The sequence below is a fragment of the Catellatospora paridis genome (assembly GCF_009720365.1).
In the GTDB taxonomy this organism is placed as follows: domain Bacteria; phylum Actinomycetota; class Actinomycetes; order Mycobacteriales; family Micromonosporaceae; genus Catellatospora; species Catellatospora paridis.
Map to the genome: position 1 here is coordinate 155,329 of NZ_ML769316.1, position 13,655 is coordinate 168,983.

At 69.8% G+C, this 13,655-nt stretch carries 15 protein-coding genes and 1 pseudogene; 13 read left to right on the plus strand and 3 right to left on the minus strand.

The features are described from left to right. The first annotated feature begins 134 nt into the window (after positions 1 to 134). The 4 genes from F9C41_RS16290 to F9C41_RS16305 all read left to right on the plus strand — a co-directional run bounded on the left by F9C41_RS16290 (position 135) and on the right by F9C41_RS16305 (position 2,654). Positions 135 to 1,091, plus strand: a complete 957-nt coding sequence (locus F9C41_RS16290; protein ID WP_155387653.1) for a hypothetical protein — start codon at positions 135 to 137, stop codon at positions 1,089 to 1,091. A 92-nt stretch (positions 1,092 to 1,183) separates the two neighbouring features. Then, the gene (locus F9C41_RS16295) at positions 1,184 to 1,753 is read left to right on the plus strand and encodes a hypothetical protein (protein ID WP_155387654.1); all 570 of its coding nucleotides are present in this window, start codon (positions 1,184 to 1,186) and stop codon (positions 1,751 to 1,753) included. Then, positions 1,750 to 2,313 (plus strand): MarR family transcriptional regulator, encoded by a 564-nt coding sequence (locus F9C41_RS16300; RefSeq protein ID WP_155387655.1) that lies wholly within the window; start codon positions 1,750 to 1,752, stop codon positions 2,311 to 2,313. Before F9C41_RS16295 ends, F9C41_RS16300 begins: the two co-directional genes overlap by 4 nt. 107 nt (positions 2,314 to 2,420) lie before the next feature. Next, a complete protein-coding gene (locus F9C41_RS16305) occupies positions 2,421 to 2,654 on the plus strand; it encodes a hypothetical protein (protein ID WP_155387656.1) in 234 nt (77 codons plus the stop codon). A 10-nt stretch (positions 2,655 to 2,664) separates the two neighbouring features. On the opposite strand, the gene F9C41_RS41780 is transcribed toward F9C41_RS16305, so the two are convergent. Continuing rightward, positions 2,665 to 2,793: a hypothetical protein gene (locus tag F9C41_RS41780; RefSeq protein ID WP_269058922.1), complete on the minus strand. Its 129-nt coding sequence runs from the start codon at positions 2,791 to 2,793 to the stop codon at positions 2,665 to 2,667. Between the two features lie 83 nt (positions 2,794 to 2,876). Here F9C41_RS41780 and F9C41_RS16310 point away from each other — a divergent pair, with 83 nt between their 5' ends. Next, positions 2,877 to 5,321 carry a tetratricopeptide repeat protein gene (locus tag F9C41_RS16310; RefSeq protein WP_155387657.1) on the plus strand — a complete coding sequence of 815 codons (2,445 nt, stop codon included), beginning with the start codon at positions 2,877 to 2,879 and terminating at the stop codon, positions 5,319 to 5,321. 190 nt (positions 5,322 to 5,511) lie between these two features. Here the strand turns inward: F9C41_RS16310 and F9C41_RS42265 are convergent. Then, positions 5,512 to 5,646 (minus strand): annotated as a pseudogene (locus F9C41_RS42265) (IS982 family transposase); the annotation flags it as partial. A 240-nt stretch (positions 5,647 to 5,886) separates the two neighbouring features. Here F9C41_RS42265 and F9C41_RS41785 point away from each other — a divergent pair. The 8 genes from F9C41_RS41785 (at position 5,887) to F9C41_RS16345 (ending at position 12,045) form a co-directional block, all read left to right on the plus strand. Beyond that, positions 5,887 to 6,012 carry a hypothetical protein gene (locus tag F9C41_RS41785; protein WP_269058923.1) on the plus strand — a complete coding sequence of 42 codons (126 nt, stop codon included), beginning with the start codon at positions 5,887 to 5,889 and terminating at the stop codon, positions 6,010 to 6,012. A 99-nt stretch (positions 6,013 to 6,111) separates the two neighbouring features. After that, positions 6,112 to 6,753 carry a hypothetical protein gene (locus F9C41_RS16315; RefSeq protein ID WP_155387658.1) on the plus strand — a complete coding sequence of 214 codons (642 nt, stop codon included), beginning with the start codon at positions 6,112 to 6,114 and terminating at the stop codon, positions 6,751 to 6,753. Further along, complete coding sequence (locus F9C41_RS16320) at positions 6,720 to 7,337, plus strand: hypothetical protein (protein ID WP_155387659.1); 618 nt, start codon at positions 6,720 to 6,722, stop codon at positions 7,335 to 7,337. Before F9C41_RS16315 ends, F9C41_RS16320 begins: the two co-directional genes overlap by 34 nt. Before the next feature lie 117 nt (positions 7,338 to 7,454). Next, positions 7,455 to 8,168, plus strand: a complete 714-nt coding sequence (locus tag F9C41_RS16325) for a MarR family transcriptional regulator (RefSeq protein WP_155387660.1) — start codon at positions 7,455 to 7,457, stop codon at positions 8,166 to 8,168. A gap of 64 nt (positions 8,169 to 8,232) precedes the next feature. Then, positions 8,233 to 8,949, plus strand: a complete 717-nt coding sequence (locus F9C41_RS16330; protein ID WP_230689662.1) for a DUF6283 family protein — start codon at positions 8,233 to 8,235, stop codon at positions 8,947 to 8,949. Positions 8,950 to 9,092: 143 nt separating this feature from the next. After that, a complete protein-coding gene (locus tag F9C41_RS16335; RefSeq protein WP_155387662.1) occupies positions 9,093 to 9,485 on the plus strand; it encodes a hypothetical protein in 393 nt (130 codons plus the stop codon). Positions 9,486 to 9,587: 102 nt separating this feature from the next. Continuing rightward, complete coding sequence (locus F9C41_RS16340) at positions 9,588 to 10,649, plus strand: hypothetical protein (protein WP_155387663.1); 1,062 nt, start codon at positions 9,588 to 9,590, stop codon at positions 10,647 to 10,649. Between the two features lie 190 nt (positions 10,650 to 10,839). Further along, positions 10,840 to 12,045, plus strand: a complete 1,206-nt coding sequence (locus F9C41_RS16345; RefSeq protein WP_155387664.1) for a hypothetical protein — start codon at positions 10,840 to 10,842, stop codon at positions 12,043 to 12,045. 403 nt (positions 12,046 to 12,448) lie between these two features. Here the strand turns inward: F9C41_RS16345 and F9C41_RS16350 are convergent, their stop codons facing one another. Continuing rightward, positions 12,449 to 12,991, minus strand: a complete 543-nt coding sequence (locus F9C41_RS16350; protein ID WP_155387665.1) for an NUDIX hydrolase — start codon at positions 12,989 to 12,991, stop codon at positions 12,449 to 12,451. Positions 12,992 to 13,655: the final 664 nt, after the last annotated feature.

Consider the following 13,655-nt stretch of genomic DNA (forward strand, 5'->3'; position numbering starts at 1 on the left):
GCCCAGCCCGGCAAAGGACCCTCGCCGGTCGACCGCTGAATCTCGCCCGCCAACCGGCCCGCCGCAAGGTTTCTTACCCGGCGGCGGGTCCCTGCCTGCGCACGCCGGGCACACCCGGCAGCCAGGAGCACACCATGACCAAAAGCTTCGACGTCATCGCGGCGCAGATCGGCCACGATGTCGTCGTCAGCCGATTCGGCTACCTACTCCCCTTCGACCCGCTGATCGCCGCGGACCGGATCGCCGCCGCATGCGCCACCGCACTGGCCGGCACCGCCCTGAGCATCAGCGCCACCGACCGTGATGCCGCTAGCCTCAGCGGCGCCGGCTTGGCCGGGTCGGCCACCGACCTGACCGCCGTCCATGACCACGCCCTCGACCTGCTCATCCGATGGATCGACCTGCGGCTGCCACCCGACATCACCTGGCGTCCAGCCGCCGTGACCTGCCCTGGCTCGCCCGCCAGCGGCGCCTACCCCGCCCAGGTCCGCACCGACATCCTCGGCCGGATCCTCGACGCCCGGTTCACCTGCACCGTCGCCTCTGATATCGGCGAGGACCTGCGTACCACCGACGGCCACGATCCGGTCGGCTGGCAGCGCGACTGCGACGGCATGGTGCACGCCGCAGTGGGCGTGCGCTGGCGGCGCTACGCAGGCGGGCTTCGCCGCCGGATCCGCACCGCGCAACCGGCCGATCCCGAGCTGTGCCGTATCGACGACGAGATCGTCAGTCGGCAGCTGGCCAAACTCGAAAGCGCCGCGATCGACGACGCCGCCGAAGCACTGCGGATCTGGCTGCTGGCCTACGACCGCGCGAGCGGCCACGGTCTGCACGGACGCGGGCTGCTCGACGCCGGTGACCCGGCCGCGCTGGACGTGATGTCGCCGCTGAGCACCGATCACGATCCCGCCCGTCACGTCGCACAGCGCTGGAACGCCGACGCCGGCCGGCAGGGCCTGCGGTTCTGCGACCTCGACCCGGTCCAGGCCGAAGACGCGGTGCACCTGTATGTCAGCACGTACACCGATGTGCTCCTACGGCTCGGCGCGATGCAGGTCCGCGGGCAAGTCCCCGACACCACGCGATGACACCCGCGGGCCGGTCGCATACCGCACGGGCGGCGACCCCCGCCCCGCTCGCCCGCCCGGCCCCAGCATCCGACCCTCCAGGAAGGACACCGATGGGCTACACCCGCTCGTTCACGCTGCAACCCGGCAGTGCCGCCTACGCGGCCGCGTGGCCGCAGATGCTGGCCGACACCGAACTCATCCTGCAAACCGTCAGCCGCCGCGGCATCGCGCTGTGCGGCCCCCTCGGCACCGGCAAGCCACAGCTCGACCCTGCCGTGGGCATCGGGTTCAACGGCAACCTCGACTCCGGCCACGGGTGCGACTCGCTGTGGCTGCCCGCACCCGGCCCGGTCGCCGCAGGCGCACCCGACGACGCCAGGGTCTGGCGATACACCAAGACCATCGGCCTGCCCTACGACCTCGCAGTCACGAGCGTGCTACTGCGCTGCCACCTGCTGGCACCCGACGCGTTCACCATCGGCGGCAGCGGCACCTGGCACGACTGGACCACCCCGGTCGGCCACAACCCCCGCGACCTCGTCACGGACCTGTTCGGCACCCACGTCGCCGACAGCCCACTGGTCGACACCACCGAAGGATTCGCGCTGACCCAGTCCGGCGGCTGGGTCGACCCGCGCCTGGCCACCGAACCCATCGTCGTGACCCGGCCCCCACGTTGAACACCAGCCAGCCACAACCCCCGTCCACTCCGAAGCTGTCCGACAGCCAGAAGACCGTCCTGAACTGGCTGCGCCACTGCGGGCCGGGCACCGCCGCCCAGATCACCGCAGTCACAGCCCTGGCCTACCCCACCGTCACCCTCGCCCTGCGCCGCCTGCACACCGCCGGCCTCGCCACCTCCAGCGGCCGGGCATGGACAGCGACGCCCAGCAGCCCGCACACTCCCGAGGACCCGACACCGCTCGACGAGTTCCCGCAACGCCAACCCGGCCTCGCGCCTGACGGACCAGAACAGCCTGACGTCGACCCGCCAGCGCCCAACGGCCGTCGGCCCTACCGCCGGACCGGCACGCCTCGGCTGGCCAAAGGCGAGCTGCGCGGCCTGGTCCTGGACTACCTGCGCGAACACCCGGACCTGGAGTTCGGGCCGACCGCCATCGCCAAGGCACTCGGCCGCGCCGACGGCGCGGTGATCAACGCCTGCAACAAACTCGCCGCCAACGGCCAAGCGCTGCGCACCCAGGACGCACCCGCGCGCTTCAAAGCGACTCCGAGCTGATACCCGACGCCATGAGGCCGGATGCGCACGTCCTGCGCATCCGGCCTCACCAGTCGCGCCTCCGGCATCACGCCGCGGCCGACGCGTCCCATCTGAAAAGGACTGCCATGCGACTCATCCACCCCGACGGCTCAGCCGACCACCGCGTGCACCTGGACCCGCTGCACACCCACCCTGTCGGCGAGCACGCCCTGATTGTCTGCCAGCCGGGCACGTATCGTGATCTTGGTGATCTGCTCAACGAACTCGACACCCGGCTGCGGCTGCAGGTCGGACCCATCGACGAGCTGCCCGAGATACTGTGCGACGAGCACATGCTCAGCCCCGCTGACATCCCTTGAAATAGATCGTCTAGCGGCCGTTGGTTAGGTGGTCGAGCAGCCAGTCGGCTACCGCACGGGTGGCGCCAGCGACGAAGCCGGTGATGACGGCAAGGGTGATTCGGGTACGCCGGTCGGGCTGGTCCTGAGTTGGTGTCATTGGATGCTCCATCGGTTTGAGGTGAACGCGGGAGCCGGCGCCGGCTGTGTGTTCAGAATCAGGCCACCGAAAGGTGGCGTGCTGTGGTGCCGATGAGAGCCGCCGAGATGTCGGTGGAGCGGATAGGGCATGCTGGTTTGGCGATGGATGCCGATGAGTCCCGACAGCCGATCCGCCGTGTCAGGCCGGTGGAACGCGTGCTGCTGCCCGCAGGGGCGACCCATGATCTGCAGGAAAAGATCTATTGGCTGTACGCGGAGGCCGACTGTCCCCGACTGGGCGACCTCGCCGCGATGATCTACGCCGACGAGCGGGGTACCCTGCCCGGGGCGCCGAAGAAGGACGTCGTCCACGCCATCATCAGTGGTGACGGACTAGCGTCGCAGCAGGACACGATCACCGTCGCGATGACCCTGGCCCACATCGCTGGCCGCAGCGACATCGCCATGGTGGCCGAGCTAGTTCGTGAGTTGTGGATCGCGGCCCGTGCAGCGCCTCCAGTCCCGCCACCGGTCCGAATGGGTCGGCCGGTCGGTGACTGTGATCCGTTCGTGTTGGAGGTGCACCCCGCGATCCATGGCTCCAGCGAGCATGGCGAGCGGCTGGACCCCTTACCCCGGTACGTGCCGCGGGCGCACGACGGGCGGTTGCGGACGGTGGTCCACGAGTTGCTGGCTAGCGGGATGTCGCGGTGGGTGACTCTGGTGGGCGGGTCGTCGACGGGCAAGACCCGAGCCTGCTGGGAGTTGGTTCGATACCTGGAGCAGCAGCAGCCGGGCCGATGGCGATTGTGGCATCCGTACGATCCGACCCGCCCGGAAGCTGCTTTGGCAGATCTGGAGCGGGTTGGCCCGAACACGGTCGTGTGGTTTAACGAGGCCCAGTTCTATCTCGGGCCAACCGATCCAGGACTCGGTGAACGTATCGCGGCGGGGTTGCGCAGCTTGCTCGGCGATCGAGGGCGGGGGCCGGTGCTGGTGTTGGCGACCTTGTGGCCGGAATGGTGGAACACGCTGACCGCACGACCCGCAGGCGGGGAGCCTGATCGGTTTGCGCAATCCCGGTATCTGCTGACCGGGACCAGGATCGGAGTGGCGGACGGGTTCACCCCAGAAGAGGTCGCCGGGTTGCGGGATGCGGGTGTGGATCCGCGGCTGCGGCAGGCCGCCGCCCGCGCTGAGGGCGGCAGGATCACCCAGTACCTGGCCGGCGCACCCGAACTACAGGACCGCTACGACACCGCGCCACCGGCCGCCCGCGCGATCATCCAAGCGGCGATGGACGCCCGCCGGCTCGGCCACCCGCTTCCGGTGCCACACGCCCTACTGGAACGGGCGGCAACCGGCTACCTCCACGATCACGACTGGGACAGCCTCGATGAGGACTGGCTGCAACAGGCCCTGGCCTACACCGCCCGACCGTGCAAAGGCGCCCGCGGGCCGTTGACCCGCATCCGGGCCCGCGACGGCGACCCGATCGGCGGCAGCGGGCAGCCGCACTACCGGCTGGCCGACTACCTCGAACAGACCGGCCGCCGCGAACGCGCCTCGATATACCCTCCCGCCAGCTTGTGGACCGCGTTCATCACCACCGTCACCGACCCCAGCCTGCTCCGGCAACTCGGCCACCAAGCCCGCGACCGGGGCCGCTACCAGCAAGCGATCCCGCTGTACACCCGAGCCGCCGATCACGGCGACACCAACGCCCTGCGGAACCTGGCCGAAATGGCAGAGAGGTCCGGGGACACCGCCTGCGCCGAGGCCCTGGCCGTGCGGGCCGCCGAGCTCGGCAACACCAATGCCCTGCGGGACCTGGCCGTAACGCGGGAGCGGGCCGGGGATACCGCCGGTGCCGAGACCCTGTACCAACGGGCCGTCGACCACGGCGACAGTGACGTCCTGCCGAAACTGGCCATTATGCGGGAGCGGGCCGGGGACGCCGTCGCCGCCGAGACCCTGGCCGTGCAGGCCGCCAACAGTGGCCGCTCCTACGTCCTGTGGGACCTGGCTGTGATGAGGGAGGAAGCCGGGGACACCCTCGGCGCTGATGCCCTGGCCGTAAAGGCCGCAGCCCACGGCAACTACTCCGCCCTGAAGCGCCTGGCCAAACTGCGGGAGCAGGCCGGGGACACCGCCGGTGCCGAAGCCTTGCACCGGCAGGCCGCCGCCGTCGCCCCTTTTGACGTCCCCCCAGATCCCAAGATAGATATCTTGGTCCTGGCCGAGGCACGGGAGCGGGACGGGGACACCGAGGGTGCCGAAGCCCTGTACCGGCAGGCCGCCGCCGTCGCCCCTTTTGTCGGCATGGACAGCCTGGCCAAATGGCGGGAGCGGACCGGGGATACCGCCGGTGCCGAGGCCCTGTACTGGGAGGCCACCGACCGTGGCTACTCCGCCCTGTACGCACTGGCCAGAATGCGGGATGAGGCCGGGGACGCCACCGGCGCTAACAGAATACGGAGGTTCGGGCTTACCGAGTCCGGCGAGATCGCGACCACGCTGAATTTCGGACCTCTGGACCTGGGCTAACGTCTGGTTGGGGTACACCTCGACACAACATCCACGAGTGCGCCGATGGGCGTGACAGTTGCTCGCGGCCACGGTCGCCGCTGGACCAGCAGGGATTCAGTCCGAAATCAGCCGGGGATCAGGTCCGAAATCACGCCCGAGCCCTGGCGGGAACCGCTGTCATCTAGTCTAGACGGTCTAATCCAAGGAATCAGTGGTCGTATGCGGTCAGCGATCGCATGATCGGTTGCCCGGTTCGCCAGTTGAACCAGATCGCGGCGGTCAACGCGAGGATGCACCTCGGGACACGTACGACCACTCCCTCGACCGTGCGTCGTCCCTCACGCCCTCGACGACGTCCTCGCACAGTTTCTCGCCCGGCCACGCATCCACAAGGTCCTGCGCCACGGTGCGGCGCTGGGTAACCCACGTCCGGACTGGCTCCGCGCCGCGATCGAAGCCCACCAGCAACTCGACCCTGGTGCCTACGTCCACGGGCTGGCGCACAACACCCTGCTCGGGCAGGCCTACTCCGACCAACACGGACTGCTCAATCCCCGGCCCCACACGCTCGCCGCTGTACAGCATGGCCGAGTTGCGCACGTTCTGGACCGCCGCGATCGAGCGGATCAACGCGCTGCGTTCCGGCAGCGTGCTCGCCGTTCTGGACGCCGGTCTGCTGAGCGATCCCGCATCCGTCAGCCGCCCCTGACACGAATTCCGGGTGCGCACCTATCGGCGCACCCGGGGTCACGGCAGGCCGACACCTTGGCAAGGGCATCAGCCCCGACCTGCGAAAGAGCACGCCACCATGGGAAAGAGACAACGGCGGCGGCTTCGTGGACAAGCCCTCGCCCGCACGGCGGCAGTAGCGGCGCTGCGCGCCCATCGAATGCTGGTCCGTCTGAACACGCTGACCCTGCAACTGGTCTGTGGGCACACCGTCGAGCACCACGGCGACGGCACCTGGCTGCCCGCCGCAGCCGACTGCCCCCGCCACGACACCCAGCTGATTGCCCACATCGACGCCGTCACCTGCCAGATCGCCCGCGCACCCGACCCGGGTGCAGCCACGGCCTGGCACCTCGGTCAACTGCGCGCCACCACCTGGCGGCAGCGGCTCGGCCGCCTGCGATACCGGCGCACCGCCTACACGATCACGATCACCGGACCCGAGCGCCTCGACGGCGAGAAGCCTTACGACTACGTCCTGACTGCCCGACACCCCGCCCATACGATCGCCGCCGCGGCCCGGACCCACCTGTTCAACCAGGAAGAACCGATCACCGCGCTCACCGAACCCGGCCCCGACAAGCTGCCGATGATCCACATCACAGCCATCCAGCCCGGCACTCCCGCCTACGGGCCTGACACCCCAGGGCTGTTCTGGAACGACCTGCGCACAAGGAGAACCTGCCGATGGGCCAAGACGCTTCGCAGCCGATCATCCTGATCATCGACGGCAGCAAAGCCGCACGCTACGGAGAACGTGCCCACGCCTACGACGCCGAGCACGACGCCGCCTACGAACGCGAGCGCGTCCGCGGTGACGTGTCCGCATCCAACTGGCACGCCATGACCGGCCTTGCCGAGGAATTCGCCGGCGACTGCGCCCACTTGTGCACCGGCGCGCTGCCCGCCCTGCCCCAGCACATCGGCGACGACGGGCGCCCGTGCCCGTGGTCCGGGGCATTGTTCGACGCGGACGAGATCGTGTGCCCTCGCCGATGCCGCACCATCTCACCTGCACCATCGGATGAAAGGGCCGTGAGCCTGCACGGTGCCCTCGACCGGGTCACCGCGATGGAGAGCGACTACGCCGAGGGCTCCGACGAGTTCCAACTCGTCCAGCTGGTCGGCGTCGATCTGAGCGACGGCGTCTCCCACGTCATCGAGGGCTGGCGGGAAGCCGCTGAAGACCTCGGGCACACCCTCGGCTGGCTCGCCGACAGCGGACAGACGCCCGAAGCGGTCGCACGGCTGCGCGCCCTGGTCGAACAGGTCCGCGCCGGCATCCTGCGCGACCTGCCCAACTAGCACCTAGACCCGAGACCAGCACGCGGAGCCTGGCTGCCGCTCCCCCGGCGGCCACCACCCCCGCATCCCTGCGCGGTGCTCGTCACCGCATCCGTGTTGCACGAACAGGAGCACCACATGAAACTGACCGAACGGCAATCACTGGTCGTCGACCACATCCACGATCACGCGCCCATCACTGCCAAGGACCTCGCCACCCAGACCGCCATCGCCTACTCCAGCCTCACCCCGATCCTGCGCGGCCTGGCTAACCTCGGCCTGATCGCCAAGAACGGCGACAGCTGGACCATCGCCACGACCGACCAGGCCACCGACCTCGCCACGATGCCAGACGGACACGACGGCTCGGTCGAAGCCCCGAGCGCCGACACGACCGCAGACGAGCCGGCCACCGACCCCGAAGCCGAAAGTGAGGCCGGAGGCAGCGCCACGGACGAGCCGAGCGATACCGAGTGCACCGGCAGCACGGACGCTTCCGCCGAAACCGGGCTCGGCACCACCGCTGACGAGCCGATCGCCACTGAACCAGGTGCGCCCGACGGTGATGAGGCCGACGAGCAGACCACCACGCCGGCGGCCAAACGCCGCTACAACCGCAGCGACATCCCGGCGCTGGGCAAGGGCAAGCTGCGCGAGGCCGTCGCGGCCTACCTGCACGGCGTGCCCGGCGAGCAGCTGACCGTGCCCCAGATCGCCGCCGGTGTCGGCAAGCAGCTGGGCCGAGCCGTCGGCAACGGCGCGGTCCAGAACGCCGTGCTCAAGCTGATCGAGCTCGGTCAGGCCGTGCACCTGCCCGGCAAGCCGAACAAGTACCAGGCCGCCACCAAGTAGCTGACCGCGTCGCGGAAGCCGGGCCCGCCGGCTCCCGCGACACTTCCGATGCAAGGAGGACCCGGTGAACCTGCTACCGCACCGCGCCACGCCCTGTCCCCGATGCCCATGGCGCACCGACATCTCCGCCCGTGCCCTGACAACCGACCGTGTTCGCCTGTTGCGTGCCGCGTGCGGAAGCCGCGGCCACGAGGCGGCCCCGTACGCGCCGATGGATTACTGCGACCAGCCGGCCGCAGGCCCGCAGCTGATCTGCGCGGGCTGGCTGGCCGTACACGGACTCGACCACCTCGGCGTACGCATCGCCGCCAGCTTCGCCAGACTGCCCGCCGCAGTGCTGCGTCCCGACCCGACACGACCACCGCTGTTCACCGACATGGCCGCGATGCTGGCGGCACTGCCCGACCCCGAACCGCCACAGTCCCTCGACGTCGAGACCTACCCAGCCGAAGACCGGTCCCTCGACGTGGCCGACCCTGCCACCGGGTTGCCCCGAGTCCTGTCCCGGCGCTGCTCGACCTGTGTACTCGACCCGGCCGACCTCATGCACCTGGGCACCGAGCACCGTCGCGACTTCCTGCGTGACGTGCGCGCCCGCGACGGCTACGTGGTGTGCCACCAGACCCTGCCCGCGACAGCGCCACCCGGCTTCGCCCCCGCGGTCTGCCGCGGCTCCTACGACAAGATCCACACCACGACGGTCGCCGCTATGAAGCTCTTCGGCGTCGTAGAGGTCGAACCCCCGTCACCGGCCGATCCCACCGACTCCGCGGGAACGTGACCGACGGCATCGGTTAAACGATCCGCCAGCCCCGGATCACTCCGGCCGACCGCCAGCACCACCACTTGCTCAATGGCGCGGACCACGGGTCGATGGTCGCGGCCGCCCGGCACCCCGCCGGGCACAACCGCTCCGGAGGCATCATGCGCACCGCACTACACGAACCCGACACCGACCGGCAGGACCCCGCCGCAGAACCCGCGCCCGCCGCACCCGCGGACGCGCCCACCGGTGTTCCCGACCCGGCCACGGAGGTCGCGCAGGCCCTGCGCCTGCTAGACACCGCCGCCGGTCAGGCCCGCGACCTGCTGCACGAGAACGCGGCCGTCCTGCCCAAAGCCATGCTGGCCACCGCCCGGACCCTGCTCGCCACGGCCGCGCACCTCGTGCGAAACCTCGACGGCTGGGTCCTGGACATGGCCCGCCCCACCCACAACGACGTGGCGCAGGTGCTGGCCAGCACTTGCGACGCGATCCGGCACACCGGCGCCGCCCAGGCGCTGGTCGAGCTGGCTCACCCCGACGACCGCGTGTGACCCATCGCCAGACCCTGGGTGGGCGGCTCATGCCGCCCACCCAGGGCCCTTTGTCTTTCAGCGCTCAAACGCCCGGCCCTGGCCGGGCAGGAAGGACACGACATGCGTGTGATCCCTCTTCGCGGCGGCGACATCGACGCCATCAACGCCGCAGCCCACCAGGCCTACCGCCACTGGGTCCTCACGGCCAACCACGGCCCCGGCAGCGCCCAAACGCAGCTGCGTCACGAGCTGAAGGACCACCCGCAGCTGCGCCAGCAGCTGATCGCCTGCGCCCTGCACTCCGAACACGTGCCCGGCGCGCTGCTCGACCGCCACCGCCACCCGGACCAGCCCGGCATGGTCTGCATTCCCGAGACCGACATCGCCGCGATGACCGAACTCGCCACCGCCTGGCAGAGCGCAGCAGCCGACGCGGTCGCCGCCCTGCAACCGCTCTACCCCGCCATGTCGGCCCACGACCTGCACGGCGGACATGTCGCCGTCTTCGGCGAGCTGATGCACGACGCGGCCCAGATACCGGCGATCGACATGCCAGCGATCAACGCCCCCGAGCCCGGCATCTGGTACACCGACGGGGGTTGGACCCAGTTGATGCACTACCTGCACAACACCGACCCCCGCCCGGACACCACCACCTACATCGGGTTCCATCCCGGCCGGGCCATCACCGTCAGCCAGCACCGCGCCGACGGCGAGCCCCAGTGGCTGACCGGCCCGTACAGCCATCTCGACGTCCCAGCGGTGGCACCCCGGCCGCTGCAGTTCTGGACCAGCCACCTGCACGCCCGATTCACTGCCGGCGGCCAGCCCGTCACGGTCATGGACTGGAACCCGCACCTGATCAACATCGGCCGCAACGCACACGCGCTCGCCGCGTACGCCTTGGGCCGTCGCGCCACCGATGAGACCCCTGACTACGCTGCCGACCCCGTGCTGCGCCTGGGTCTGGGCCACACGGCCTACGTCGAGTTCCTGCCCGCGCTGCGCCGCGACCACACCCCAGCCGAGCAAGAACGCCTCAACAACACCGACGGCGAGCAGACCCCGGCGTCCGACGACATCCACTGCACCGACCTGGCCATGCTGGACCGCCAGCTGTCCAGGCTGTACGGCTGGCTCGCTGCCGACCTGGTCCTCCCGGCCGGATCCACCGCACGGTAGTCGTCGGACTCACCGCACCCGGCGATAGGCCCGGCCGAGCGCCGTCCCGCGCGGGACGGCGCTTCCGCCTGCCCCAGGCATGCGAGCACCTCTGACCCAACAGGACGGGGTGCTCTGGCTGCCAATCGTCCAGGTCGGCACCGGCGGCACCCGCCATCGCATTGCCCTGCCCTGAGGGAAGGCGTGCCCCATGACCACCTCACCCACCCCCACTACCGTCGACCTGACCCCGGCCGAGCGCACCGCCATGCGGCACATCGCACGGCTGCAGACAACGCTGCTGGCCGCCCGCGCCCGACGCGTCGCGATCGCAGCCGTACGCGCAGGCTGGTGGCAGCACCACTCCGCCGACGTGGCCCTAACCGCCAACGGCCTGCCCGGCCTGCCCATGATCTGGCCCATCCACCTGCACCTGCCGCTACGCCGCACACTGTTGGCCGCCGACGCCCAAACCGCGATCGCCGACGCCCGACGTGACATCACCGCGACGATCGGCCGTGTCTTCGACCACGACCAGCCGCTACTACACCTGACCATCACCAGCGCCTCACCCGACACCACCGGCCCCGCCGAGACCAACGGCCACCACTATCTGATCGACGCCACCGCCGTGCTCGCCATGCCCACGATCGCCACCAGCGACCGCGACGCGTACGCCCAAGCCCGGGCACTGGCCGCCGAGCGGCTGGCCGGCCAAGACGACCTCGCCCTCCGCGGGGCTCCGGCCTGCTACCTGCCCGCCGACCACAGCGTCCACGACCTGGGCGCCCCGGTCCTCGATCCCGACGTCGACGGCCCCGACAGCACCGGCCTTCAGTGCGCACTGGCCGGTGACTCTCTACAAGACACCCCCGAACCGGACGCGGTCGCCGCAGCTACTTCAGTTCTGGAGCGGCTACGGCGAAGCCTGCGCCGCCACATCATCGACGCCATCGGCGACGGCATCGGCAACCAGCGCGGCGACGACGGCCATCACTACGCCGACCAGATCCTCACCGCCATGGGCCTGGACCCGCTTCCCCGCTCCTGGCAGTACCACGTCACGGCCACGATCACCCACACCATCACCGCCGACTCGCCCCAGCACGCGCGGACAGCTAGCTTCCGGCAGCTGCGCGACATCAGCCCGACAACCCCCCAGCGGGCGCTGCCGCTCACCTACCCCGACGACCTCGACCCCGGCCCCCGGATCGATCAGGTCGGGCCGGGCCGCTACCGGGTGACCCTCGAGATGACCTACCTCGTGTGCCTGCGCGGTGCCAACTGCCCGGTGCTCGCCGAAGCCGCCGTACGTGAGCAGCTGACGACCTTCGAACCCGCCCACGCGGCCTTGCCGCTCCGCCTGACCGCGCTGGGCCGGCGGGTCGACAGGATCCTGGACCGCGCAATCGACTGACCTGTGCCTGGCCGTGGCGCAGCCCCCCGCTCAAACTGTCACATCTCAAAGACGAACAAGGGTCGCTCTTCGTACCATCGTGTGCTGCGACCTCGGATGCCATGGCCCGACAGCTGAAGCGCCCTACACGGATGGAGCATCGCACCCGGCACCGGACGACACCCGCGCCCGGTTCGGCCCAGATGCCACCGCCATTCGGCCCGGTCCGTCGGCTACGCCGCCGCGGCATCGGCACGCCCGGCCGCTGGAGCCGACAAGGCGCTCCGGTTAACCTATCGATGAACGCGTGTTCGGCTTGCTTCCCCCGTGGCAAGCCGAACACGCCTTCTTTTTTGCTTTCCGGACGCGGCGGTGTTGGCGGCGTCACCCAGCGCTCTGGCCGATGGCACCTGCAGCCCAGCGATCATCCGAGCAGCTGGACAACCCTGTCGGGCAGGTGTGGCGGGTCGAGCTCAGCCAACGGCAGCCATGCGAAGGCGCCGACCTCCGCTGTCTGCAGCGTGACCGCGGTGCCATCAGCCACGGTGAGCAGAAACCGAAAGTCGAAGTGGAGGTGCGCCGGCTCGTAGCGCGCCGCGTTGGCAGGAATCGCGTACACACCGATGTCGGCCGGGATGTCGTCCACCAGCACCAGCTGGTCGGCGGGAATGCCGGCTTCCTCCACGGCTTCACGTACCGCGGCGTCGACCAGGCTGAGGTCGCCAGGTTCGAGGTGACCTCCCGGCCCGAGCCACTTGCCCAGGACGTTGTGACGAAGGTGAAGGGCACGCCTGGCCGGATCGACCACGATCGCCGAGGATGTCAGATGCCCGGGAAACGTGCCGCGGAAGGTGATGTCGTCCGACTCGGCCAGTGCGGAACCGATGGGCGCGAGCCTGTCGGCCTCACCCGGATGACGCTCAAGGTAGGCCGACATCGTCTTGGCGATGTGGTCGTAGTGGATCATCCGGTCCCCCTTTCGTAGTGCCGGCCGCCGGACGCCGCCGATGCGGCCGCCCTACTCGACAACGATCCACGGCCCACCGGGCGGCACCCCCGACGCCGTCACCATCATGCGACGCACCCTGCGGCCGTAGCCAGATGTGGCTGGCCCGAGCTGCTCGCGAACCACCCCCGACACACACCATTGCCGGAAGCAAGGCACCGGCACCGGCTGGTTCACACACGTAATACGACCTGGTCGCCACAAACGCAACCCAGAGACCGAGTATTCCCAGTACCTAGGCGGTCCAGGACCGACGCCAAGTCCAACCATCAGGGGTGTCATTCCAAAACGTAATACGCTAGGCTTCCTTTGTGCCTGGCGGGGGCGCGTTCTGTCGATGTGCCGAGCAGACGCCCTAGGAGTGCCAGTGCCTCACTGTAGAGACGGCGCGAGCGCGCCGTGCGCGGGTCGCCGCCGTTGCGCGGCCAGATCTCCCTCCGCCTGTCGATGCCGCCCAAGGCAGCGGGCTCCGCCGCAAACGGCGCAGGACCGCGCTCCATCGGGCGCCGAACGATCTCCACCGCGCTATCACGCCGTCGCGATCCATCACGTGAGGGCATCGCACGACCCAACTCACTCGCCGGCCGCACAGGCCGACAGATCCCGAAGGAGGATCGGTGTGCAA

Bases quoted from the DNA above. Each gene is read 5' to 3' on its own strand.
- F9C41_RS16290 (WP_155387653.1), top strand. From the start codon at position 135: ATGACCAAAAGCTTCGACGTCATCGCGGCGCAGATCGGCCACGATGTC.
- F9C41_RS16295 (WP_155387654.1), top strand. From the start codon at position 1,184: ATGGGCTACACCCGCTCGTTCACGCTGCAACCCGGCAGTGCCGCCTAC.
- F9C41_RS16305 (WP_155387656.1), top strand. From the start codon at position 2,421: ATGCGACTCATCCACCCCGACGGCTCAGCCGACCACCGCGTGCACCTG.
- F9C41_RS41780 (WP_269058922.1), bottom strand. From the start codon at position 2,793: ATGACACCAACTCAGGACCAGCCCGACCGGCGTACCCGAATCACCCTT.
- F9C41_RS41785 (WP_269058923.1), top strand. From the start codon at position 5,887: ATGGCCGAGTTGCGCACGTTCTGGACCGCCGCGATCGAGCGGATCAAC.
- F9C41_RS16315 (WP_155387658.1), top strand. From the start codon at position 6,112: ATGGGAAAGAGACAACGGCGGCGGCTTCGTGGACAAGCCCTCGCCCGC.
- F9C41_RS16320 (WP_155387659.1), top strand. From the start codon at position 6,720: ATGGGCCAAGACGCTTCGCAGCCGATCATCCTGATCATCGACGGCAGC.
- F9C41_RS16325 (WP_155387660.1), top strand. From the start codon at position 7,455: ATGAAACTGACCGAACGGCAATCACTGGTCGTCGACCACATCCACGAT.
- F9C41_RS16335 (WP_155387662.1), top strand. From the start codon at position 9,093: ATGCGCACCGCACTACACGAACCCGACACCGACCGGCAGGACCCCGCC.
- F9C41_RS16340 (WP_155387663.1), top strand. From the start codon at position 9,588: ATGCGTGTGATCCCTCTTCGCGGCGGCGACATCGACGCCATCAACGCC.
- F9C41_RS16345 (WP_155387664.1), top strand. From the start codon at position 10,840: ATGACCACCTCACCCACCCCCACTACCGTCGACCTGACCCCGGCCGAG.
- F9C41_RS16350 (WP_155387665.1), bottom strand. From the start codon at position 12,991: ATGATCCACTACGACCACATCGCCAAGACGATGTCGGCCTACCTTGAG.